Origin of the sequence: Lysinibacillus piscis (assembly GCF_026012395.1) — a bacterium.
GTDB lineage: Bacteria > Bacillota > Bacilli > Bacillales_A > Planococcaceae > Lysinibacillus > Lysinibacillus piscis.
On the sequence record NZ_BRZA01000004.1, the window covers coordinates 122,484 to 144,871 of the forward strand.

Here is a 22,388-nt window from a genome sequence, read left to right on the forward strand (position 1 = left end):
TTGCTCACGACTTAATCCTGACTATATGGCAAGAACGTTAACATTTCATCGATATACTTCGATAAAGTGGCTACAGAAATATTGTATTGCTGAGCAATTTCTTTTTTCGTCACATTTAACATACGTGCAGAGCGAAATAAATAATCATTTGCTCCAGCTAGTGCATTCGGATTCGTAAAACGATAATTTTTCACTAATGCTTGTTCACACAGCGTAAACCAAATTTGAAACATCGGCACAATAAATGGCGTTAGTTTACCATATTGCGCTAAAAGCACTTCTGGTACTTGAACAGCTCGTAAAAAGCAAGCCTCCACTTTATTTTTCATATCAAATTCATGACCAAGCGCATAGGCTAAAAATAATTTCTCTAACGCATTACATTGCTCCACATCAATCCATTTAGGATGTGCCATAATTTCTTGTTTATGTGCCGAACAACTTACTAGAAACAAGCCAAAAATACGCTCACTCGTATACTCACTTTGTAATTTTTCGATAATAAAATCACGATCATGCTCTAGTGCATCAAGCACATACTCATTCTCCTGCTGACGCCAAGGCTCAAATCCTTCTTTCTCTGGGTCCATATCTAATAATTCTTGCCATGCATCTTTCGCAATCGCTTCATAACCAGAAAAATACGCTGCATGTGCTAGCCAAAAATAAAAGCCTGCATCACCTATGTATCCTCTTTTTTGCATGCTACGCAACCATTTATAAGCTAGTTCATATTGTCCTACTAGAGCTAGAGTCGCTCCTAATTTATAACGATGCTCCCATGCATAAGGTTGAATTTTCATCAGAAGCATCAATAAATCTTGAAGTTCTTCTTCATTTTTTTCATAATAAGCAATGACTGTTAAATTACAAAGCGCATGCAAATTCCCTTTATTTTCACGTAATACTTCATTTAATAATGCTTTTGCTTGCTCCGCTTCTCCTACATAAAAATAAGCAAGGGCTAAATTATTATAGGCTGACCACAAATATGGTCGTTCCTCTATTAAAGCTTCTAACATGGCAATCGCTTCAGGGAAATCCCCTTTCTCCATACACCGTCTTGCCTGCTCTTGCCGATACAGTTCTTCTCCTGTACCATCAAGCTCTTCAAATTCATCCTGCTCAAAAGCGACAAACTCTAATATTTCTGCGGCTTCATCCGCATAAGCTCCCTCTGGCTCTAATTCCAGATAGCGCTCTGCAAAGCGTTTAGCATCTTGTATAATTCCTACACAGCCCGACACTTCTGCCATATAAAAAATAATTTCTGGATTTTCTGCATCTAGCTGATAGGCATGTTGCAACAATCCGTATGCTTCTTCAAAGCGTTGACCTTCTAGCTCCATAATCGCTAATTGCAGTAAAATCATAGCATCGTCAGGGCTTAATGCTACGGCACGCTGTAAATATTTATAAGCCTTTGCCATTTGTCCACTATTCATGGCTTGAATGGATTTTTTATAATAATAGTCACCTGTCGGAATAAACGATACTACATTTGTTTGATTGTCCTTTTGACGTTTCTTTTCCAAATTATTTCCTCCGAAACAAGAAATAAGGAACGCATTATACGTTCCTTCATACAGTAACTTTTATTATAACACAAGATAAGCGATGTGTGGTTATTTCTCCTCATGGCGTTTTTCTAGTACATGTAGCACATCATAAATGCTAACTTTTTGTTCTTGTAACAAAACAAGTAAATGATATAGTAAATCAGCTGCTTCCCATTTCACTTCTTCTGCATCACGATTTTTAGCACCAATTACAACCTCTGTCGCCTCTTCTCCAACCTTTTTACAAATTTTATCGATACCTTTATCAAATAAATATGTAGTATATGCGCCCTCTGGCATCTCCTGTTCACGCTGTGCAATTACTGTAGCAAGCTTAGAAAGAATCTCCACAGAGCCAACCTTGTCATTTTGCTGAATGATTTCTGTAAAACAAGAAGTTGTGCCATTATGACATGCAGGACCAACAGGCAATACTTCTACTACTAATGCGTCCCTGTCACAATCTCCTTTAATCGCTACAACCTTTTGCGTATTGCCGCTTGTTGCCCCTTTATGCCAAAGCTCCTGACGGGAACGTGAATAAAACCATGTTTCACCTGTTTCTAACGTTTTCGTTAATGACTCTTTATTCATATAGGCTACAGTCAACACTTCTTTTGTATTCGCATCCTGCACAACAGCTGTCACAAGCCCTTTATCATCAAATCGAATTCTTTCTATCATCTGACTGCCACTCCTTTTTCACGTAAATATTCTTTGACCTGCGCGACACTCGTTTCTTTATAGTGAAAAATAGAAGCTGCTAAGGCGGCATCTGCCTCTACATCTCCAGTTAGCACATCATAAAAGTGTTCAGCATTCCCTGCACCACCACTTGCAATAACAGGAACCGTTACAGCCTCTCTAACAGCTTTTGTTAAAGCAATATCAAAACCAGATTTCTCACCATCTTGATTCATACTTGTTAGTAAAATTTCACCTGCACCTAAACGTACCGCTTCCTGTGCCCACTCAACAGCTTGCCATGCCGTTTTGTTACGTCCACCATGTGTATAAACCATCCATGTACCATCTTCTTCGCTAAAACGAGCATCAATCGCTACAACGATACATTGAGAACCAAAGAAATCTGCACCCTCTTGAATAAGCTCTGGTCGTTCTAAAGCAGAAGTATTCACAGATACTTTATCTGCTCCAGCACGTAAAATACGTTTCATATCTTCTAATGTGCGAATGCCACCGCCCACTGTAAACGGAATCGCTAATGCTGTCGCTGTTTGACGCACAACATCTACCATCGTTTCACGTCCCTCATGTGAAGCGGATATATCTAAAAAGACAAGCTCATCTGCCCCTTGCTCATCATAAAACTTAGCTAATTCCACGGGATCACCCGCATCACGTAATGACACAAATTGTACCCCTTTGACAACTCGTCCCTCTTTGACATCTAAACAAGGAATAATACGTTTCGTTAACATGTAGCGACCCCTTTCAACCATTGTGCTAGTAAGGACATCCCTAAGTCACCTGATTTTTCTGGATGGAATTGCATACCTGTCACACTACCATTCGCTACAATGCCAGGAACTTGGATACCATGATAATCCGCATAGGCAACAAGTTGTTCCTCTTCTACATTCGCTGCATAAAATGAATGTACAAAGTATACATGCTTAGCTAATGCTTCTTCCGTTAACCATGTAGGGCGATTGGCAAATACAAGCTCATTCCAGCCCATATGTGGTACTCGGTAAATTTGCCCTTTTTCATTGCCACTAAAGCGTTGAATTTGTCCTTTGAAAAATCCTAAGCCTTTTGTCGGTGTTACTTCCTCGCTTTGCTCAAACAATAATTGCATACCTAAACATATGCCAAGCAATGGACGTTGCCCTACTTGTACCTTCTGCAAATAGCTGTCCAGCTGGCTTTCTTGTAAGCATTTCATCGCATCTGGAAACGCTCCAACCCCTGGCAATAAAAGAGCGTCCATTGTATCTAGCACTTGTGGCTCTGCTGTCACAAAAACCTCACAGTCCAACCGCTTTAATGCCTGCTCTACGCTAAATAAATTACCCATGCCATAATCAATTACGCCTATTTTCACGTTAACAGCCCCTTAGTTGATGGTACACCTTTCACGCGTGGATCAATGGCTATCGCTGCATCAATTGCTCGTGCCAATGCTTTGAAAATAGCCTCAATAATATGATGTGTATTATGACCATATGGTACAATGACATGCACGTTCATTCGAGCCTCCAACGCAAACTTCCATAAAAACTCATGCACTAACTCTGTATCAAAAGTGCCGACTTTGTCTTTCAATGGAGGGACACGGTATTCCAAATGTGGACGGTTAGAGCAATCAATCACAACCTGTGCTAACGCATCATCCATTGGTACAAAAGCTGTCCCATAGCGTGTGATACCCTTTTTATCTCCTAGTGCCTCACGAATTGCCTGTCCTAATACAATACCAATATCCTCTGTTGTATGATGGTCATCAATATATGTATCACCCTTCGCTTGAATCGTACCATCAAACAAGCCATGCTTCATAAATAAATCCAACATATGATCCATAAAGCCAACACCTGTTTGAATCTCTGTCTTACCCTCTCCATCTAAATAAATTTCTACCGCAATTTGTGTTTCATTTGTTGTACGCTCTATTTTTGCATAACGCTTCACTTCAGTCATCGCTATTCTCCTTTACGCCAGCCTCTTGATTCTACCGCTCGTGCATGTCCCTCTAGACCTTCCATACGAGCCAAACGAGCAATTTTTGGTGCATGATTTGCCCATGTTTGCTCACTGTAATACACCATGCTCGTCTTTTTTACAAAATCATCTACATTTAAGCCACTTGCAAAACGTGCTGTACTATTCGTTGGCAGCACATGATTGGTTCCTGCAAAATAGTCCCCAACAGGCTCTGAACTATAACGTCCTACAAATATAGCGCCTGCATGACGTATTTGCTCTGCTACTTGCTCCGCCTGTTCTGTCATTATTTCTAAATGTTCAGGTGCTAATGAGTTAATAGCCTCCACCGCATCTGCCATTGTATCCGCTATATAAATAGCACCAAAATGAGCAATCGATGCACGTGCTACCTTTTCTCGTGGCAATGCAGCCACTTGCTTTTCCACCTCTTGTGCTACTTCTTCAGCTAAACGTTCAGAAGTTGTCACTAAAATCGCACACGCTAATGCATCATGCTCTGCTTGTGATAGAAGGTCTGCTGCTACCTCATCCGCAAAAGCTGTATCATCTGCTAAAATAGCAATTTCACTTGGCCCTGCAATCATGTCAATTGCTACTTCACCAAATACCTCTCGCTTTGCTAACGCTACGAAAATATTACCTGGTCCTGTAATTTTATCAACAGGTACAATGGATTCTGTGCCATATGCAAGTGCCGCAATCGCTTGAGCCCCACCAATTTTATAAATTTCTGTAATACCTAAAATATGGGCTGCTGCCAGTACCCCTGTTGGTAATTGTCCATCTCGCCCTGCTGGTGATGTAAGTACAATGCGCTTCACCCCTGCGACAAGTGCAGGAATTACATTCATCAATACAGAAGAAGGGTAGGCAGCTGTCCCACCTGGCACGTATAGCCCAACAGCATCCAGTGGTGTTATCCGTTGACCCAGCCATGAACCATTTGCTAATTGCACACGATAGCCTGAACGCTTTTGCTGTTCATGGTAAAAACGAATATTATGGGCTGCTTCTTTTAAATCTGCATACAGCTGTGGATCAAGTGATTTCGCGCCTTGTTCGATTTCTTCTGTTGATACACGAAGCTCCTGCAATGTAAAACCATCCCATTTCTCTGTGTACGCTCGAACTGCTGCATCTCCTTGAGCACGGACATCTGCTAATACTTGCCTCACAACTTGCAACTGCTCCTCATTGCCTCCTTCAAGTGGACGCTTTAAGGAAATTCCCTTTGTTAACTTTGTTATTTTCATCAAACATTCTCTCCTTAATTCACACGCTTCTTCAATCGTTTCACAAGATCTAAAATGCGCTCTCCTTTCATGCGATAGCTAACAGGATTAGCAATTAATCGAGATGTCACAGCCGCAATAAATTCATATTCCACTAAGCCATTTTCCTTCAACGTTCGCCCTGTTGATACAATATCCACAATGCGATCGGCTAAACCAATCATAGGCGCTAACTCAATCGAGCCATTCAGCTCAATAATCTCAACTTGTTCTCCAATACCTTTATAATATTTCATCGCGATATTTGGATATTTTGTAGCAATTCTTGGTGCAATTTCATTCATCATCGTATTCGGTAAGCCTGCTGAAGCGATATAACAGTTGCTAATTTTTAAATCCAGCAGTTCATGAACTTCACGCTGTTGCTCTAGTAAAACATCCTTGCCTGCAATGCCAATATCCGCTACGCCATGCTCCACAAAAACAGGTACATCCATAGGCTTTGCTAAAATAAAACGAATCTTTTCTTCTGGAATTTCAATCATCAACTTTCGAGACATTTCCACTTCTTCTGGCAAATTAAAACCTGCATCTAATAGCATTTGATAAGCCTCTTCAAAAATACGCCCCTTAGGCATCGCAATAGTTAATTCATTCATCGATTACTTCCTCCTGTCCTACTACGATTATTTCTGTAAAATGTGCTAAAAAGGCTTGTTCATCAACTAGGCTATTGCGCAACTGTAAGACACTTTTCTTTCCCACTGCACGTAGCTCCTGTACTATAGCTAAAGCGGCTTCAAACTGCTCTTCTTCAAATAGCACAACCGTTGTATCATGAGACTGACTTTCTTCGGTATCTAATGTTTCCAACAAACGATCCACACGAATACTAAAGCCTGTTGCACCGACTTTGGAACCAAATACATCCAACAAACCATCATAGCGACCACCATTACCTAATGGGAATCCACTTCCAGTAGCAAATATTTCAAATAACATGCCTGTGTAATAACTCATATGGCTAGACAAAGTGAAATCAAATGCTATGTACTCTGCTAAATTGGCTGCCTCCAGCAATGTCGCTAATTGCTGCATATACGTAAGTGCATCATTTTTCCGTACATATTTCTCAATATCTCGAATGTCATTAACAGTGACCGCTTCTTCTATAAATTGCAACAAAGCATCTGACTTAGCTTTTGGTAAATCGAATGATTCCACTGCTTCTTCAAAACCAACAAAATTACGTTGTACTAATAATGATCTTAATATTTGCTGCTGTTCTATACTTTCCGTATAATCTTGCAAAATACAATTCAGTATGCCAGCATGTCCAATTGTCACTTTAAATTGTGTTAAAGCAAATCGCTGTAATAGCTCTAATGCTGTGATGATAACCTCAGCATCAGCAAAAACGGAATTATCACCAATAAGCTCGATGCCCATTTGCTCAAATTCTGCTGGTCTTCCTCCCTCTGTTTCCTGTGCACGAAAAACGCTAGCAAAATAAGCAAGACGTAGTGGAATCATCTCTTTCAATAGTTTTGAGGCTGCTACACGAGCAATAGGGGTTGTCATATCAGGTCTTAGCACTAATGTGTTTCCTTGGCTATCTACTAATTTGAATAATTGTGTATCCGTAATAGCAGAGGCTTTACCTACTGTGTCAAAATATTCAACTGTGGGTGTTTTAATAAATACATACCCTCTTGTAATTAAAAACTCTCTCCCTATACTTCTAATCGTTTCAACTTTTTCATAGATTTTAGGTAATGTATCACGCATCCCTAAAGGTTTTTCAAATTTTTTAATAAATGACATTTTGACACATCCTCACTCGATACTTCACTTCACTAGTGTATTAGATAATGAAAGTATTCTATCTTATTTCTAACATTCCGTCAATGAATCAAATTAATAACTATTAAATACTGATTTTTCTGTTAATTATACATATAAAACTACCACTCGTCCTATGGCAAATGGAGATTCTAATAATGAAAGCGCTATTGAGAATGAGAATGTGTCTAAAATGTGACAATTGAATTTTTATTATTATAGATATTTTTATAAAAAATAAAAAACATCTACTTTTCACACCTTTAATTATCAGAATAATCAATCTATCAATACTTTTATTATCTTGAAATAATTAAAAGTCTAACTAACCAAAAATGATTATCACTCTTATTATCATTTAAACACTTATTCTATCAATATTTCTATTGATTATTATTCTCATTTTATTTTTTAATATACATTTTTAAAAATCCATTATAGAATAACATCAACAACAAACATACTAGAAAACATAGGAGGGATTTATCATGGCATGTCCATTCGTACAACTTAGTGAACATATGATTGTAAGTATTTGTAAAGGCGAGTATTATCCTGGTGATAAAGTAACACTGCATGCAACAGAAGATGTTGATGGCACAGCAATTAAATCAGCCTATGCTGAAACTACTTGCTTAGGCGATCATGATAATTGTGAATTCAAACCTCAATATGATGCAGCTCATGGTGTAAATTAAACATTCATTCGCCAATATCTAAAATTGTATATGGGCTTACCCCCAGCAAATATTGTAAATTCAGTCGATGTCTAAACGCTCACTAAAGATAAAAAGCTGTTCTAAACAGGGTTTTCTCCCTAGCTTAGAACAGCTTTTATTATGTTGAATGTAGTAGCTTATTACGTTCAACCATTTGCTCAGCTGTATAAATAACACGCATTGGATTTCCTCCAACTAAACAGCCTGCTGGTACGTCTTTATGTACAAGCGTTGCAGCCGAGACAGTAGCACCATCACCAATTGTCACACCTGGTAATATAGTAGAATTTGCACCTACCATCACTTCATTACCAATATGGACATCCCCTAAACGATATTCCTTTATTAAATATTCATGTGCCAATATCGTAGTATTGAAACCAATGACTGTATTATCACCGATATGAATACGCTCTGGAAACATTGTATCTGGCATCACCATAAGTGCAAGTGATGTTTGCTTACCGATATCCATTTTTAAAAATGTACGATAGAGCCAATTTTTCACACGTAAAGAAGGTGTATAGCGCCCAATTTGAATGATAAGAAAACATTTCATCACCTTCCAAAAGGATACCGTATCATACATTTGCCACAGAGAATTAGCCCCCTCAACACGATAGCGTTCTGTTTTACGTGCCATATATCTCTCAGCCCTCTTTCACAATTGTCACTAAATCCGACATATGTTGCAACATATAATCAGGTTTAAACTGTTGCAAGTAAGCCTCACCCTTAATTGCCCAAGCCACACCTGCTGCTCTCACTCCTGCATGATGACCTGCTTCAATATCATGTGAATTATCCCCAATCATGATTGCTTCTTCTTTTGCTATGCCTAAACGACTTAAAGCAAGTAACACAGGCTCTGGATCTGGCTTTACATTTTGTACATCATCTGTGCCGATACACGTATCAAATAAATGATTAGCTCCAAGCAATGTTAACCCACGTTGAATTGTTTCATTGCGCTTAGTAGAGACAATTGCTAATTTGAGCCCCATTGCCTTTAATTGTTCTAATGTTGAGACAACATCTGGATATTCGGTAATTAATTCATCATGATGTGCCTCATTCCATGTGCGATATTGGGCGATTAGTTCCTCTTCTTCACCAGGAGCAAGCTCACTAAATGTTTGTGTTAATGACGGACCAATGAATTTTAAGCAATCTTTTGGCGAATATTGCCCAGGAAATCTTTTATTTAATACATGCATAAAGGTTTGGATAATAAGCTCATTTGTATTCAGTAATGTTCCATCAAAATCAAATAATAAAGCCTTTATAGTCATATTTGACACCTCTTATTTATTGTCTAAATAGTTTACTACTGGTTTCGTTTTTATACGTCGATAAATAATGGCTCCAAGCCCTACTACAATCCCAATGATTGAGACTACTTGTGCTGAACGTAAATCCCCTACTAAATACAAGCTATCTGTACGCATGCTTTCAATATAGAAACGTCCAATCGAATACCAAATCAAATAGCTAAAGAAAATTTCTCCTCGATGTAAATTCACTTTGCGTAATACTAATAAGATGATTAAGCCAACTACATTCCATAATGATTCATATAAAAATGTTGGATGCACATATGTACCTAAATCAGCCACATACATTTGATTAATAATCCAATCAGGTAACATTAAATTTTCTAAAAATGTACGAGAGACAGGACCTCCATATGCCTCTTGATTCATAAAATTACCCCAACGTCCGATAATTTGTCCAATTAACAAACTTGGTGCTAAAATATCAGCTACACGTAAAAAGCTAATATTTTTAATACGAGTAAAGACATATGCTGTTATAAATGCGCCAATCAGTGCACCATGGATAGCAATACCACCATTCCATATTTCAATAATTCGACTTGGTGTCTCACGATAAGCATCCCAGCTCATGGCTACATAATAAATACGCGCACAAATAATGGAAATAGGTACAGCCCATAATAATAAATCTGCTAAAAAGTCTTCTGGTAATCCTCGTTTAACTGCCTCTCGCTGTCCAACAAAATACGCTAATATAATACCTGATACAATCAATAAACCATACCATCGGACAGGAATTGGTCCTAGATGGAATGCTATTGGATTAATTTCTAATAATATCAAATCCATAATTTACATCCTTTCACTTCATTAATCATCTAATTCATCTGATGATGATGCAATGACTTCATCTAAACGTCTAGTAAATTCCTCTGCAGCATTAATTCCCATACGTTTCAGACGATAGTTCATTGCTGCCACTTCAATAATAACGGAAACATTGCGTCCAGGCCTTACAGGAATGGTCATTTTCGTTAAATCAGTATCAATAATTTTCATCTTTTCTTCTTCTAATCCTAAACGATCGTACATTTTTTCAGGATCCCATGTTTCCAATTCAATCACTAGTGTAACCCGTTTGTAGGGACGTACTGCACTCGCTCCAAACAAAGTCATAATATCAATAATCCCAACACCACGAATTTCTAGCAAATGCTCTAGTAATGGTGGAGGGCTACCAATTATAAGATTCTCCGATTCTTGACGAATTTCTACACAATCATCCGCTACTAAGCGATGCCCTTTTTTCACAAGCTCTAGCGCTGTCTCACTTTTCCCTACACCGCTTTGTCCAAGTATCAGGATACCAATTCCATATACATCCACTAAAACCCCATGCACAGCCGTTGTTGGCGCTAATCGACCTTCCAAGTAGTTCGTTAGCTTACTTGAGAATTTAGTTGTTGTCATATGTGTTTTAAATACTGGGACATGCTTTTCATTAGCCGCTTGTAACAATTCTGTTGGTACTTCTAAATCACGTGAAATAATGATTGCTGGTGTATCCTGTGAGCATAATAAACGCATACGTTCCAACTTGACATCAGCAGGAAGCATCTCAAAAAAGGATAGCTCTGTTGTACCAAGAAGCTGCACACGATTTGCTGGATAATGGGTAAAATAGCCAGCCATTTCAAGACCTGGTCTCGAAATATCACTCGTAACAATTGTTCTACCGATTCCTTCCTCACCTGCTAACAGCTCTAAATTAAATTTCTCCATGATGTCTCTTGTATAAATTACGACCATTATGAGAAGCCTCCATTTTCAAAGGAATTGAATATTGTTTCATTTTATCATGTTTATATAGAAAAAAAATGTATTTACACTTCTTTAAATTATCCAATGGCATTTATAAACAAAAAACTAGCGGATTTGAGCACCGCTAGTTTTTCTGTGTTATTTTTGTGTAGCCAACCATTTTGCAACAGCTTCCGCCTCTGCACCTTTAACAACATTTGCTGGCATCGTATTTTTACCGTTTTTAATAATATCTAAAATTTCTGTTTCAGATAAACGAGCACCAATATCATTGATAGCTGGTGTATTACCTTGTCCTGTCAGTTCTCCACCATGACACATAATACAAGATTTTTTAGCAATCGTTTCTCCATCTAATGGAGCCGTTTCACCGCCTGTAGATTCTTTGTCTCCGCCACCACAAGCAGCTAAAAAGATAGCAGAGCCAGCTACTAATGTTAACATCGCTTTTTTCATGAGTACCCCTCCTCATCATTCATAGCTTACAAGGATTAGTATACCAAATTTATGCACGTTTGAAACCTTCTCCTAGTACCTCATAAGCATCAGAAACGATAACAAATGCTGTCGGATCAACAGTTTTAATCAGTTGTTTCAGTTTTGTGAATTCTGTTTGGTACACAACTACCATTAAAACTGGTCGCTCTTCTCCTGTGTATCCACCGATAGCTGGTAGTTTCGTAACACCACGATTCACTTCAGCATAAATGGCATCTCGTACTTCATCTTGTTTATTCGTAATAATATAAACCATTTTTGATTGACTAAAACCAAGTTGAATAATATCAATTGTTTTTGTTGTTACGTATAAGCCAATTAACGCATATAGCCCTTTTTCTAAATCGAAAACAATAGCTGCACTTACCGCAATCACACCATCAATAAGCAATACACTCGTCCCTAGAGAGATACCTGTATATTTTGTAATAATTTGTGCAAGTAAATCTGTTCCACCAGTAGAAGCCTGTCCTTTAAAAACAAGTCCAATACCCAGCCCAACCACAATACCACCAAAAAGTGCACCAAGTAACGGATTATCTGTCCATGGCTGCCATTCATTTGTGATGATGACCACAAAAGGCAATGTGATGGTACCAATAAATGATTTAATCCCAAACTTTTTTCCTAATAAAATAACCCCTGCAAGAAACAGTGGAATATTGAATGCATACTGCACATACCCAGGATTCCAGCCGAACAAGCCATGCAGTATGGTACTAATACCACTTACTCCACCTGATGCTACTTGGTTAGGTAATAAAAATACATTGAAACCGACCGCAATAATTGCTGCACCGACTACAACATATACGTATTCCAGAATGCTCTCTTTCACACTATATGGTTGATTCATCATCTTTCACGCCCACTTTAACTATTGAAATTTTCTAAGACCAAATGATTATAACAAATAGATGTCTAATTGAGAACTTCAACCCAGTAAAGAGTATATGATTGATGCATAAATCACAGATTTACAATGATTTTTCTGCCCATTCCATTGCCTCACCATAGAGAACATCTGCTGTATATACATCTACATCAATTTGAGCAGCTAGCCTATTAATGTTCTCCCACTCTAATTTTTTAAGTGCCATACTAAATTCCAAATAAGGCGTCATTTCCGTTTGGTGACCTAAAATAGTATCAATCACATTAGCCGAAAATGGCAATTGCTTCAAAATCATATCTAATGGTCTTTGAAGCAATGTATCAATAAGTGAGAACATGCCGACTAAAAAGTATTCAGAGTAATTCTTTTTATAGGCACGTTTAGCTAATTTTTCACATACCTTGGCTCTAAATAAAGACGTAATCATTACCTCTTTAAATGCCTCGGAATCCATATTCGTATCTATTTCACGCATAGCCAACAAGTAAATCCATCGCTGTAAATTAGGAATACCTAATAAAATAATCGCCTGTTTCACTGAACGTACTTTTGATTTCGATTGTCGATTATCACGATTAACCATTTGTAATAGTTTGTACGTCAATGAAATATCACGCTCAATATTATCTGCTAATAACTGTATATTCGGCTCATCTTCTTTTAATAAAGAAATAATATGCAAATATTGCAATGTATTAGCAGGTATTTCCGTAGCCTTCAAAATTTGTGGTTTTTCAAAAAAATAGCCTTGAAATAGCTCATAACCAGAGTGTTTAGCTACATTGAACTGTGTCCGTGTTTCTACTTTTTCAGCTAACAATTTGATATGTGGAAATTTGGTTTTTACTTTGTTTTCAATTTCTAATCGTGCCGTCAGGGAAGTAGCCAAAAAATCCACTTTAATATAATCAATATGTGCAAATAATTCGTCATACACTTGAACATGTTCCTCTAAAACAAAATCATCCAAAGCAATTTTATAGCCAAATGCTTTTAATTCCACCACACGTGCTACTAACTTTGGCGTAATTGGTACATCTTCTAAAATTTCAATCACTACATGTGCTGGGTTCAAATATTCATTAATGGAACTCATCAATAAGTTTTCTGTAAAATTAATAAAAGCTGGTTTTCCTTTTGTTATTTCTTCAATGCCAATAGAAACAAATGCGTTAACTAACACTTCAAGCGTTGCCGCATCTGAATCAACCATAGGGAAAGCATTCATATTTTTATTGCGATACAACAATTCATAAGCAACAATTTGTTCGTTCAAATTAAAAATAGGCTGTCTGCCAATAAATACTTCCAATGTAACTGCCCTCCTCCTAAATATATAAGTTGAAATCCTTCATTGCTTCTATCTAAATGATAGGTATCTTCGCTGTCAGTAAATATTTCTATACTATAGAAAACATCCATTTCACTTATATCATTTCATTTTTCATATTCTGTTACATCTCGATTTTGGCGAGCTCACCACAAAAATTCGTAACTTGTAATACCCGCTAAACAGGAAAAATCAGCATTTCTCTTGCCACCGAAAAAGATGGAAGCTTTCTGTATCTGATGCTTTGCTTTCGATACAAAAAGAGAACTGTATCTGTCGCTTCGCTTTCGATACAAAAAGAGAACTGTATCTGTCGCTTCGCTTTCGATACAAAAAGAGAACTGCTGAATGAAGATAAATAATAGTTATTATAGCACTTTTCCAATAATAATTATATGCTCCTATAATTTCATTTTCTTTTTACAAATTAAAAAACAGCCTTTCAGTGATTGAGCTCACTTGAAGGCTGTTTTACTTTATCCCGTATTAACAGGCTGTAAGATCCCTACTTCAAAATAAGAAGTGGAAATGAACTGTTTCAGTGGGGGAGGAGAAAATCCCCCACCGATTGAAGGTTTACTTTATTTAGCCTTTATTTTCGATTTAATCGCACCCAAAACAGCAGGTATTACAGAAATGAAAATAATTAAAATTAGTACAGTTGAGAAATTATCTTTAATAATTGGAATGTTGCCAAAGAAATACCCTAATAATGTACAACTGAACACCCATAATACAGCCCCTACAATGTTATAAAAGATGAAGTAACGATAATTCATCTTACTCGCACCTGCAACAAATGGGATAAATGTACGGATAAATGGCATAAAACGGGCAATGACAATGGTTTTTCCACCATGTTTATTGAAAAACTTTTCAGCCGCTTCCATACGCTCTTTTTTGACAACTTTCCCTAATAAACTAGTAGGTGGAATCGATGTCCCTACTTTATGTCCGATATGATAATTTACCGTATCCCCTAAAATTGCCGCAACTAAAAAGACAGGAATTAGTATCCACATATCAAATGCACCCATCGCTGCCGCTAATGTCCCACTAGCAAAAAGTAAAGAATCTCCAGGTAGAAATGGAAAAATGACAACGCCTGTTTCTACAAAAACAATCGCAAATAAGATGACATAGCTCCAATTGCCAAAATCACGAATAATCTCTTCTAAATGTACATCAATATGTACGATAAAACTAATTAACCCTTGAATGAATTCCAACATTGTAATAGGCTCTCTTTCTCTCAATAAATTTATTCAATATACTCTCGAGGCTTTGACGAAATACATTTTCAAAAGTTCCAACTCATTTCATTTAGATCATGCTTATCAGCTTTTCAATCTCAATATATTGGCTACTATATGCTAAAAAATCTCCTGTTATGTTCCATGACTGATTCTATCATTTGTCCATAGAAGCATTCAACTGATTTCTTGATTCGCTACTTCAACACTACAGCTCTATCTTCTCTATTGAAGCAAATATCCCATAGTCGACTAAGTATATAAAGTGATACTAACAATCCAATTTTACAGACTGTTAATACGAAATAAAATAAGTAAGGTCTATTGAAGGATATTATTTCCTCAATAGACCTTACTTTATTTAAAGAAGCTTTTCTTTACACCTTCTCTTTTAATGAACGTCGTAAAATTTTCCCTGTTGTATTTTTTGGTAGCTCATCTAAAAACTCAATTACTTTTGGTATTTTGTACTTTGCAATATGCTCTGCACAGTAAGCTAAAATCTCTTCACTTGTCGTTGCTGTTGCATCCTTTAATACGATATAGGCATGAACAGCTTCACCTAAGTTTGGATCTGGGAAACCTACAACAGCTGCTTCCACAATATTCGGGTGTGCAAATAACACTTCCTCTACCTCTCTAGGATAAACATTATAGCCCCCTACAATAATCATATCCTTTTTACGATCTACAATATAGAAATAGCCTTCTTCATCCATCTTCGCTAAATCCCCTGTGTATAGCCAGCCATCACGAATTGCCATCTCTGTTTCCTCTGGCATTTTATAATACCCCTTCATCACGTTTGGACCGCGAACAATCAATTCACCAACTTCTCCAACAGGCACTTCCACACCATTAATATCTACCACTTTATTTTCGACATTACAAATCGATGTACCAATAGAGCCTGCTTTACGGTCACGGTCTAATGGATTAAAGCATGTAACTGGTGATGCTTCTGATAAGCCATACCCCTCTGACACACGTACATTAAATTTCTGTTCAAAATTATGTAATAATGCGACAGGTAATGATGCACCTCCAGAAATAGCCAGACGAATTGTTGAGAAATCTTCTACATTGCTATCTGGTAATTGGTATAAGAAATTATACATCGTTGGTACACCTGCAAAGACAGTTGCTTGTTGCTCTTTCGCTAAAGCAAAAATTTCTATTGGGCTGAAACGTGGTGCGAGTAAAATCGTTGCACCACTTAATAAAGGTGCATTGACAACAACCGTTAACGCAAACACGTGGAATACTGGCAATGTAGCAATAATACGATCCTCTGCACGAAATTCTAAATATTTCGCTACATCCCTTGCATTTGAATAAACGTTGCCATGTGTAAGCATTGCCCCTTTTGGACTACCTGTTGTACCAGATGTATATAAAATAATAGCTGTATCATCCTCTGTTACTTCAACAACTGGCAATGATGTTTGCGCTTTCAAAACTACTTGTGAAAATAAATGGATTTTTGCTTTTACATCATCTGATAGAGCTGCGACTTGCTCTCCAATAGTCGGTGTCGTTTCACACACAATAAATGACTGTATTTGTGGGAATGCCTGAACCCCTTTTTCTACTAAAGGTAATAATAAATCTAACGCAATCACTGCTTTTACATCACCATTATGTAGAATATACGAAATTTCATCTGCTGTATAAATTGGGTTAATCGGAATGGCTGTTGCCCCTAAACGCATTGTCGCATATAAAGCGATTAAATAATGCGGTGTGTTTCCAAGTAAAAATGCAACATGATCTCCTTTTTCTACCCCTAAATCTTGCAGCCCTTGTGCGAAGCGTCCGACAGTATATTCAAACTCCCCGTATGTTGTATCTTTCCCCATAAAATGATATGCCACTTTTTCTGGCTGCTGCATTGCTTGCTGTGAAACGCTTGAAACTAAATTCAATTACACCATCCCCCTTATTGTATAAAATGAATCGTTATTCATTCTTATTATATAAGAAATATTGTGAAAAAACAATGAATCTTTTCAACTATGCAAAAATTATGTTAAATAATCACTTTCTTGTCTCTTATACATATTTATAATCAATAAATATTTTTTTAACATAATATAAGTCTTCCACAAAAATACTATGTGGAAGACCTATGAAATCATTAAGAACGAATATGTGAAATGTAACGCCAGCGAATTAAATAAAAATACACAATTTGTATTAATACAAAAAAGCCAAAAGCAAAAAATACTTCTTTAGCAATCGATACATCAATAAACTCTCGAAGCACCCCTTGAATCATTAAAAAGGCAAAGGTACTATGCAGCATCGCCACACCCCATGGCAGGAAAAATTGTGGGAAAAGATGTCGATTCACTAATTTCTTCAGTTCAGCATCTGTTAAGCCCATTCGTTTTAACACATCAAATTTGCGCTTTTCCCTCTCCAATGATGTATGTAATTTGAAATAAACAAAACTACCTGCTGCTAATAAAAAGACAGTTGCGACCAATACACCCACCAATGTAAACAATGAATATGTTGCTAATATATAGGAATAATTGAGACCTGCATTTTCAAAATAAAATGGACTAAATTTACTTTGTTTTTTTACATAAATACTACTAGCAAATTGGTCGATATCTTGACCAATATCCTTCGTTTCTCTCCATTGTGGAATATGGAATGTAAAGAGGTGATAGACGGGCTGTATAATCGGCTTATAACTAATCAGTCTTGTAATTTTCTCAAAGTCCTCGTCACTAATCACAATTGAATTGACACTCACAATCGACGTTGGAAAAACAATTTTAGGGTACACACTATCAATTGTAATTGGAATATTATTTTCCTGTAATATCGTATGCACAATTTTATTTTTTAATTTTTTCAGTGACTCCTCCGAATAAGGAATAAATATTGCTTCGCCTGATTCTAAATTAATTAATGGATAATTAAATGAAGACACTAGACTGTTCATATCTGATTCTCTAAACACTTCCACTTCATTATGTGTAAAGGAGGATGTTTGTTTGACTACTACAAAGCGTGATAGCTGGTAGGATAATCCCTTTTCCTCTAATTGCAATCGTAATGAGTTAATATGATTTTTTTCATATGGATTGTCAATATCCCCTTTATATACAAGCCCTAATGGATTTAAACGGTCATATTGCGTCGTATAGGAGGACATTGTTGCTAATATACCTACAGATAAAAAAGCCAATGTGGAAACCATCGTCACTACAAAAAACATTTTGACGTTATCTTTTAGAATATCTGTCTGTTCCGCTAATGAGAGTAGTCGATAGCGTTGCCAATGAAAGTGACGTTTTTTTCGAGCCATTTCTAAAAATAAAGGAATCGTATCGCTGAATAAATAATACGTACCAACCGTCGCAGAAAGTGGAATCAATGCTAATAAACTAATAAATGATTTTTGGGCAATAATTAATGTAATCAAATAAGTGAATAAAATAAGACCAATCCCATATATGGCATGTACTTTCGAGTAAGTTTGTGCATAATTTGTTGTGCCTTTCATTAAATCACGCAATTTCCGTACACGTGTAAAATACACACTAATAAAAGAAATCACAATAAAGGCACTCATAAAGACACCAATCGTTAGTAAAAAAGGCTGCCACGAAACATACAATGATAATTTATTCAAATGTAAAATTTCACGAACAATCATAAAAAAGAACTTCGAAAAAGAAAAGCCAAAAATAATCCCTACGATAATGGAGCCAGCACCGATAATCATGGTTTCCAAAAACACAAGTCGATTCATTTGACGCTTTTCCATCCCAAGATGCAGTAAAATGGCAAACTCATGTGACCTTGCTTCTAAAAAGGCACTCAACGAATAGTATAAAAAAAATAAGGTAAACAGCACGAGTACGATTTCTGCGCCAACCATACCAATTAATGAAACCTCTCCTAAAATCCCTCGTTCAATATCAGGATGGAACATTAACATGGAATAGATAAAAAAGACAGCCACAGAAAAGAAACTAGCCATGAAAAAAGCGCCATATATACGACTATTGCGTATCACATTACGGTAAGCGAATTGTCGAAAGGTCACCCACTTGTCCTCCCCCTAATAAACTTAAAACATTTAAAATACGCTGGAAGAACATTTGGCGTCGATCATCTTTATAAATTTCATTAAAAAATTCGCCATCCTTAATGAATAACACACGATCACAATAACTTGCTGCAATCGGATCATGTGTCACCATGACAATAGTCGTTTTTCGCTCTTGATTAATTTTCGTTAATAATTCCAAAACATCTCGTGAAGAATTGGAGTCTAAATTTCCTGTTGGTTCATCTGCTAAAATCAGGCTTGGATTATGTATCAATGCCCTCCCAATAGCTGTTCGCTGTGCTTGGCCACCAGATATTTCGTTTGGTCGCTTCGGTAAGATAGCTGTTAAATCCAACTTTTCAACAATGCTAGTTAAACGACTTTCCATTACCTCTAATGGCTGTTGGTCTAACGTTAATGGCAGCACAATATTTTCTTCCACCGTTAGCGTAGGTAAAAGATTAAAATCTTGAAACACAAAGCCTAATTGTCGTCTTCTAAAATAAGCCAACTCTGTCGCATTTAATTGATGTGGATTCATACCGTCCACAATGATTTCACCACTTGTTGGTTCATCAATTGTTGAAATAACATTTAATAATGTCGTTTTCCCACTCCCTGATGGTCCCATGACTGCTAAAAATTCACCTAGCTCTACATCAAAGCTCAATTGGTTTAGTGCACGATGTGTCACTTTTCCTTCATACACCTTTGTGATATCTTTAATTTGCAAAATCGGCATCGTTCTTCACCCTATTTCCCGACTAATTCGATTGATTCAGGGAGCAGCCATTGTAAAACAACCTCAAAGCCAATTTGAAAATAAGGCTCTGCCAATCGTGTACCCAAATCATCTTCTTCCACCAGACTAAAACAATGTTGCCCAACAATCATGTCCCATGCATCGATTTCACCCGCTATAATTTCACCACAAATTGTATAGTAGCCACTATACATCACTTGATTGCCTGCTACTGGTAATGCCTGAAGTGTAGTAGGGTTGTGTAAATCTAAACCTAGCATATTTGAAAAGCCCAGAACATCTTCATCGACTAAACAGCTTGCTTGACGGAAATTTTCACTCAATAAACAGCCATGTTTTTTGCAATTTTCTGCATTATGATGTTCTGTTTTTTCTTCCTTCACGTTTAAAACCCACTCACCTACACGTAACTCTCTCAACTCGACTCCTCCTAGTTTGTAAATGTCACTGTTACAACTGTCCCTTTGCCAACCTCTGATGTAATCGCTAATGTATGCCCTAACTTCTCACAAATTTCCTTTGCCAAGTATAGCCCCATTCCTGTAGATTCCCCTGTTTTACGACCATTTTCTCCTGTAAAAAAGGCTTTCGTTACACGAGAAAGGTCAGATATTGGAATACCTATTCCCTCATCACAAACAGCTAACTGCACTGAATCTGTCGATTGTATAGCTGAAATGACAATTTTTTTATTTGCTTCAAATGTATATTTCACCGCATTCGTAATGAATTGGCTAATAATAAAGCGTAGCCATTTGGAATCACTCGCAACAATGATATCTTCGTCGATATGAATTTCTGGAAACACACGCTTTGTAATAAATAAACGTTTATTTTCATTCACAGTAGCTGTCACAATTGCCTTTAAAGACACTTGTTCCACCTGCATATCTTCTTCGAAATTATCCAATCGTGCATTCACTAATACCATATCCAGCCCTCTACGCAAACGGTCCATTTCTTCCTGCACATTCTTTTTATCCAATGGACGTTCATCTTGTAACAGCATTTCCATTACCGCAAGTGGCGTTTTCATTTGGTGCACCCATTGATTCATAAATTGCTCATGACGCTTTTGGCTCGCATATAATGCATGTAGTTCATGCTGATAAAGCCGGTATAGTTCGTGCATGTATTTTTCGGCTTGGGTAGCTTCTGGCGTTTTTGCACTTTTGAGCAATACGTCTTCCATCGTTTTAGGAAGTTGGGCAATTTTCGCTAAATAACGCTGCCTCATTAAATAACGTACAAAGAGAAAGGAGGCTAGCAATACTAAGCTAATACTAAATGTATAAATTGCCGTATCTACATTGCGGAAGCCATCTAAGCTATACAAAACCATAATAAAGCCCACTAATATTAGTTGAAATACAATAAATGAGGCATAATCACGTAAAAATAATTTCCAGCTCACTATAGCTCACCCGCACTTAACATAAAGCGATAACCTGCTCCACGCACAGTTTCAATTGTCGAGGTAATATGATAATCCGCTAATTTTTTGCGCACTCTGGTCATGTTCACATTCAACGTATTTTCATCAACGAAGGCTTGGTCATCCCATAATTCTTCAAGCAATTGCTCACGTGTGACAACTTTTGGTGCATTGCTCATTAACAGCTCTAAAATAATACATTCTTTTTTCTGTAGTGGTATTTCTAGGTCATTTTTATGCAGCTCCATACGTTCTAAATGAAGTGTAAGCTGCCCTTGTTTGATTGTACGCTCTTCCTGTTTTGCGGCATACTCTCCATAAGTACGGCGTAAATGACTACGAATTTTTGCCAGCACAATTTCATAGTTGAATGGCTTCGTAATAAAATCATCTCCACCATTTTCTAAAGCAAAAATTTGGTCCATTTCTCCAGAACGTGCCGAAATAAATAAAATCGGACATGTTGTATATTGACGCAATTGACGACACCAATAATAGCCATCATATGCTGGTAAATTTATATCAAGCAATACCATATGCGGATTAAATACTGTAAACTCTTCAATAAGTCGCTCAAAATCCTGAATAATTTCAACTTCATACTGATATTTTCTCAATGTTTCAGCAAGTAATGACGCAATTTTCACATCATCTTCCACGATAAATATTCGGTGCTTTTCCACCATGAACACCTCCTCATCTCTCTATTATACCAAAAAAAGGTTCGATGATATAATTATCCACCGAACCTTTTCATTTTGTTGCAACAAGATACTATCAATAGCAGAAAAAGCACTTTTAGCAAAGCGAGAGTTGATTTCCGTTCCGCCAGCGTGCTTTGTTGCTGTCGCTACGTTGCACTCACGCTTTCGCACAGAGCAGAGCTTCCAGGGGCGTCCGATGAGCCGCTTCACTCATAAGGAAGGAACAAAGGCTAAGAGCGTCACGTCCTGTGACAACGCCTTTATGACTAACATCGTGTTAGCCTCAGGGTCTCATCT

At 37.2% G+C, this 22,388-nt stretch carries 23 protein-coding genes; 1 reads left to right on the top strand and 22 read right to left on the bottom strand.

Annotated elements, in window-relative coordinates; genetic code table 11:
• Positions 1-11 precede the first annotated feature (11 nt).
• From OPF91_RS15000 to OPF91_RS15035, 8 genes are all read right to left on the bottom strand, one after another.
• Positions 12-1,535: a tetratricopeptide repeat protein gene (locus tag OPF91_RS15000; protein WP_264989714.1), complete on the bottom strand. Its 1,524-nt coding sequence runs from the start codon at positions 1,533-1,535 to the stop codon at positions 12-14.
• A gap of 90 nt (positions 1,536-1,625) precedes the next feature.
• A complete protein-coding gene (gene hisIE / locus OPF91_RS15005; RefSeq protein WP_264989715.1) occupies positions 1,626-2,243 on the bottom strand; it encodes a bifunctional phosphoribosyl-AMP cyclohydrolase/phosphoribosyl-ATP diphosphatase HisIE in 618 nt (205 codons plus the stop codon).
• The gene (gene hisF, locus OPF91_RS15010) at positions 2,240-3,001 is read right to left on the bottom strand and encodes an imidazole glycerol phosphate synthase subunit HisF (protein WP_264989717.1); all 762 of its coding nucleotides are present in this window, start codon (positions 2,999-3,001) and stop codon (positions 2,240-2,242) included. Before hisF ends, hisIE begins: the two co-directional genes overlap by 4 nt.
• On the bottom strand, positions 2,995-3,627 hold the full coding sequence (gene hisH / locus OPF91_RS15015) for an imidazole glycerol phosphate synthase subunit HisH (protein WP_264989718.1): 633 nt from the start codon (positions 3,625-3,627) through the stop codon (positions 2,995-2,997). Before hisH ends, hisF begins: the two co-directional genes overlap by 7 nt.
• Positions 3,624-4,223, bottom strand: coding sequence for an imidazoleglycerol-phosphate dehydratase HisB (gene hisB, locus OPF91_RS15020; protein ID WP_264989720.1), 600 nt, complete (start codon positions 4,221-4,223; stop codon positions 3,624-3,626). Before hisB ends, hisH begins: the two co-directional genes overlap by 4 nt.
• 2 nt (positions 4,224-4,225) lie before the next feature.
• The gene (gene hisD, locus OPF91_RS15025; protein ID WP_264989721.1) at positions 4,226-5,503 is read right to left on the bottom strand and encodes a histidinol dehydrogenase; all 1,278 of its coding nucleotides are present in this window, start codon (positions 5,501-5,503) and stop codon (positions 4,226-4,228) included.
• Positions 5,504-5,517: 14 nt separating this feature from the next.
• A complete protein-coding gene (hisG, locus tag OPF91_RS15030) occupies positions 5,518-6,141 on the bottom strand; it encodes an ATP phosphoribosyltransferase (protein WP_264989723.1) in 624 nt (207 codons plus the stop codon).
• Complete coding sequence (locus tag OPF91_RS15035) at positions 6,134-7,306, bottom strand: ATP phosphoribosyltransferase regulatory subunit (protein WP_264989724.1); 1,173 nt, start codon at positions 7,304-7,306, stop codon at positions 6,134-6,136. Before OPF91_RS15035 ends, hisG begins: the two co-directional genes overlap by 8 nt.
• 506 nt (positions 7,307-7,812) lie before the next feature.
• On the opposite strand from OPF91_RS15035, the gene OPF91_RS15040 reads away from it, so the two are divergent.
• Positions 7,813-8,022: a hypothetical protein gene (locus OPF91_RS15040; RefSeq protein ID WP_264989726.1), complete on the top strand. Its 210-nt coding sequence runs from the start codon at positions 7,813-7,815 to the stop codon at positions 8,020-8,022.
• Positions 8,023-8,161: 139 nt separating this feature from the next.
• On the opposite strand, the gene OPF91_RS15045 is transcribed toward OPF91_RS15040, so the two are convergent.
• The 14 genes from OPF91_RS15045 to OPF91_RS15110 form a co-directional block, all read right to left on the bottom strand.
• The gene (locus tag OPF91_RS15045) at positions 8,162-8,686 is read right to left on the bottom strand and encodes an acyltransferase (protein WP_264989727.1); all 525 of its coding nucleotides are present in this window, start codon (positions 8,684-8,686) and stop codon (positions 8,162-8,164) included.
• A 7-nt stretch (positions 8,687-8,693) separates the two neighbouring features.
• On the bottom strand, positions 8,694-9,335 hold the full coding sequence (ppaX, locus tag OPF91_RS15050; protein WP_264989729.1) for a pyrophosphatase PpaX: 642 nt from the start codon (positions 9,333-9,335) through the stop codon (positions 8,694-8,696).
• Positions 9,336-9,347: 12 nt separating this feature from the next.
• Positions 9,348-10,169 carry a prolipoprotein diacylglyceryl transferase gene (gene lgt, locus OPF91_RS15055; RefSeq protein ID WP_264989731.1) on the bottom strand — a complete coding sequence of 274 codons (822 nt, stop codon included), beginning with the start codon at positions 10,167-10,169 and terminating at the stop codon, positions 9,348-9,350.
• Positions 10,170-10,190: 21 nt separating this feature from the next.
• Positions 10,191-11,129, bottom strand: coding sequence for an HPr(Ser) kinase/phosphatase (gene hprK, locus OPF91_RS15060; RefSeq protein ID WP_264989733.1), 939 nt, complete (start codon positions 11,127-11,129; stop codon positions 10,191-10,193).
• Positions 11,130-11,279: 150 nt separating this feature from the next.
• Positions 11,280-11,597 carry a cytochrome c551 gene (gene cccB / locus OPF91_RS15065; RefSeq protein WP_264989734.1) on the bottom strand — a complete coding sequence of 106 codons (318 nt, stop codon included), beginning with the start codon at positions 11,595-11,597 and terminating at the stop codon, positions 11,280-11,282.
• 49 nt (positions 11,598-11,646) lie between these two features.
• Positions 11,647-12,498, bottom strand: coding sequence for a YitT family protein (locus OPF91_RS15070; RefSeq protein WP_264989735.1), 852 nt, complete (start codon positions 12,496-12,498; stop codon positions 11,647-11,649).
• A 118-nt stretch (positions 12,499-12,616) separates the two neighbouring features.
• Complete coding sequence (locus OPF91_RS15075; RefSeq protein ID WP_264989736.1) at positions 12,617-13,846, bottom strand: EAL and HDOD domain-containing protein; 1,230 nt, start codon at positions 13,844-13,846, stop codon at positions 12,617-12,619.
• A gap of 599 nt (positions 13,847-14,445) precedes the next feature.
• Entirely contained in the window at positions 14,446-15,093 is a 648-nt protein-coding gene (locus tag OPF91_RS15080) for a VTT domain-containing protein (protein WP_264989836.1), read from the bottom strand.
• Between the two features lie 401 nt (positions 15,094-15,494).
• Positions 15,495-17,042: a fatty acid--CoA ligase family protein gene (locus OPF91_RS15085; protein WP_264989737.1), complete on the bottom strand. Its 1,548-nt coding sequence runs from the start codon at positions 17,040-17,042 to the stop codon at positions 15,495-15,497.
• 212 nt (positions 17,043-17,254) lie between these two features.
• Complete coding sequence (locus tag OPF91_RS15090; protein ID WP_264989738.1) at positions 17,255-19,183, bottom strand: FtsX-like permease family protein; 1,929 nt, start codon at positions 19,181-19,183, stop codon at positions 17,255-17,257.
• A complete protein-coding gene (locus OPF91_RS15095) occupies positions 19,155-19,931 on the bottom strand; it encodes an ABC transporter ATP-binding protein (protein WP_264989739.1) in 777 nt (258 codons plus the stop codon). Before OPF91_RS15095 ends, OPF91_RS15090 begins: the two co-directional genes overlap by 29 nt.
• Positions 19,932-19,942: 11 nt before the next feature.
• Positions 19,943-20,371 (bottom strand): hypothetical protein, encoded by a 429-nt coding sequence (locus OPF91_RS15100; RefSeq protein WP_264989740.1) that lies wholly within the window; start codon positions 20,369-20,371, stop codon positions 19,943-19,945.
• A gap of 11 nt (positions 20,372-20,382) precedes the next feature.
• A complete protein-coding gene (locus OPF91_RS15105; RefSeq protein WP_264989741.1) occupies positions 20,383-21,366 on the bottom strand; it encodes a sensor histidine kinase in 984 nt (327 codons plus the stop codon).
• A complete protein-coding gene (locus OPF91_RS15110) occupies positions 21,366-22,070 on the bottom strand; it encodes a response regulator transcription factor (RefSeq protein ID WP_309297444.1) in 705 nt (234 codons plus the stop codon). Before OPF91_RS15110 ends, OPF91_RS15105 begins: the two co-directional genes overlap by 1 nt.
• Between the last annotated feature and the right edge of the window lie 318 nt (positions 22,071-22,388).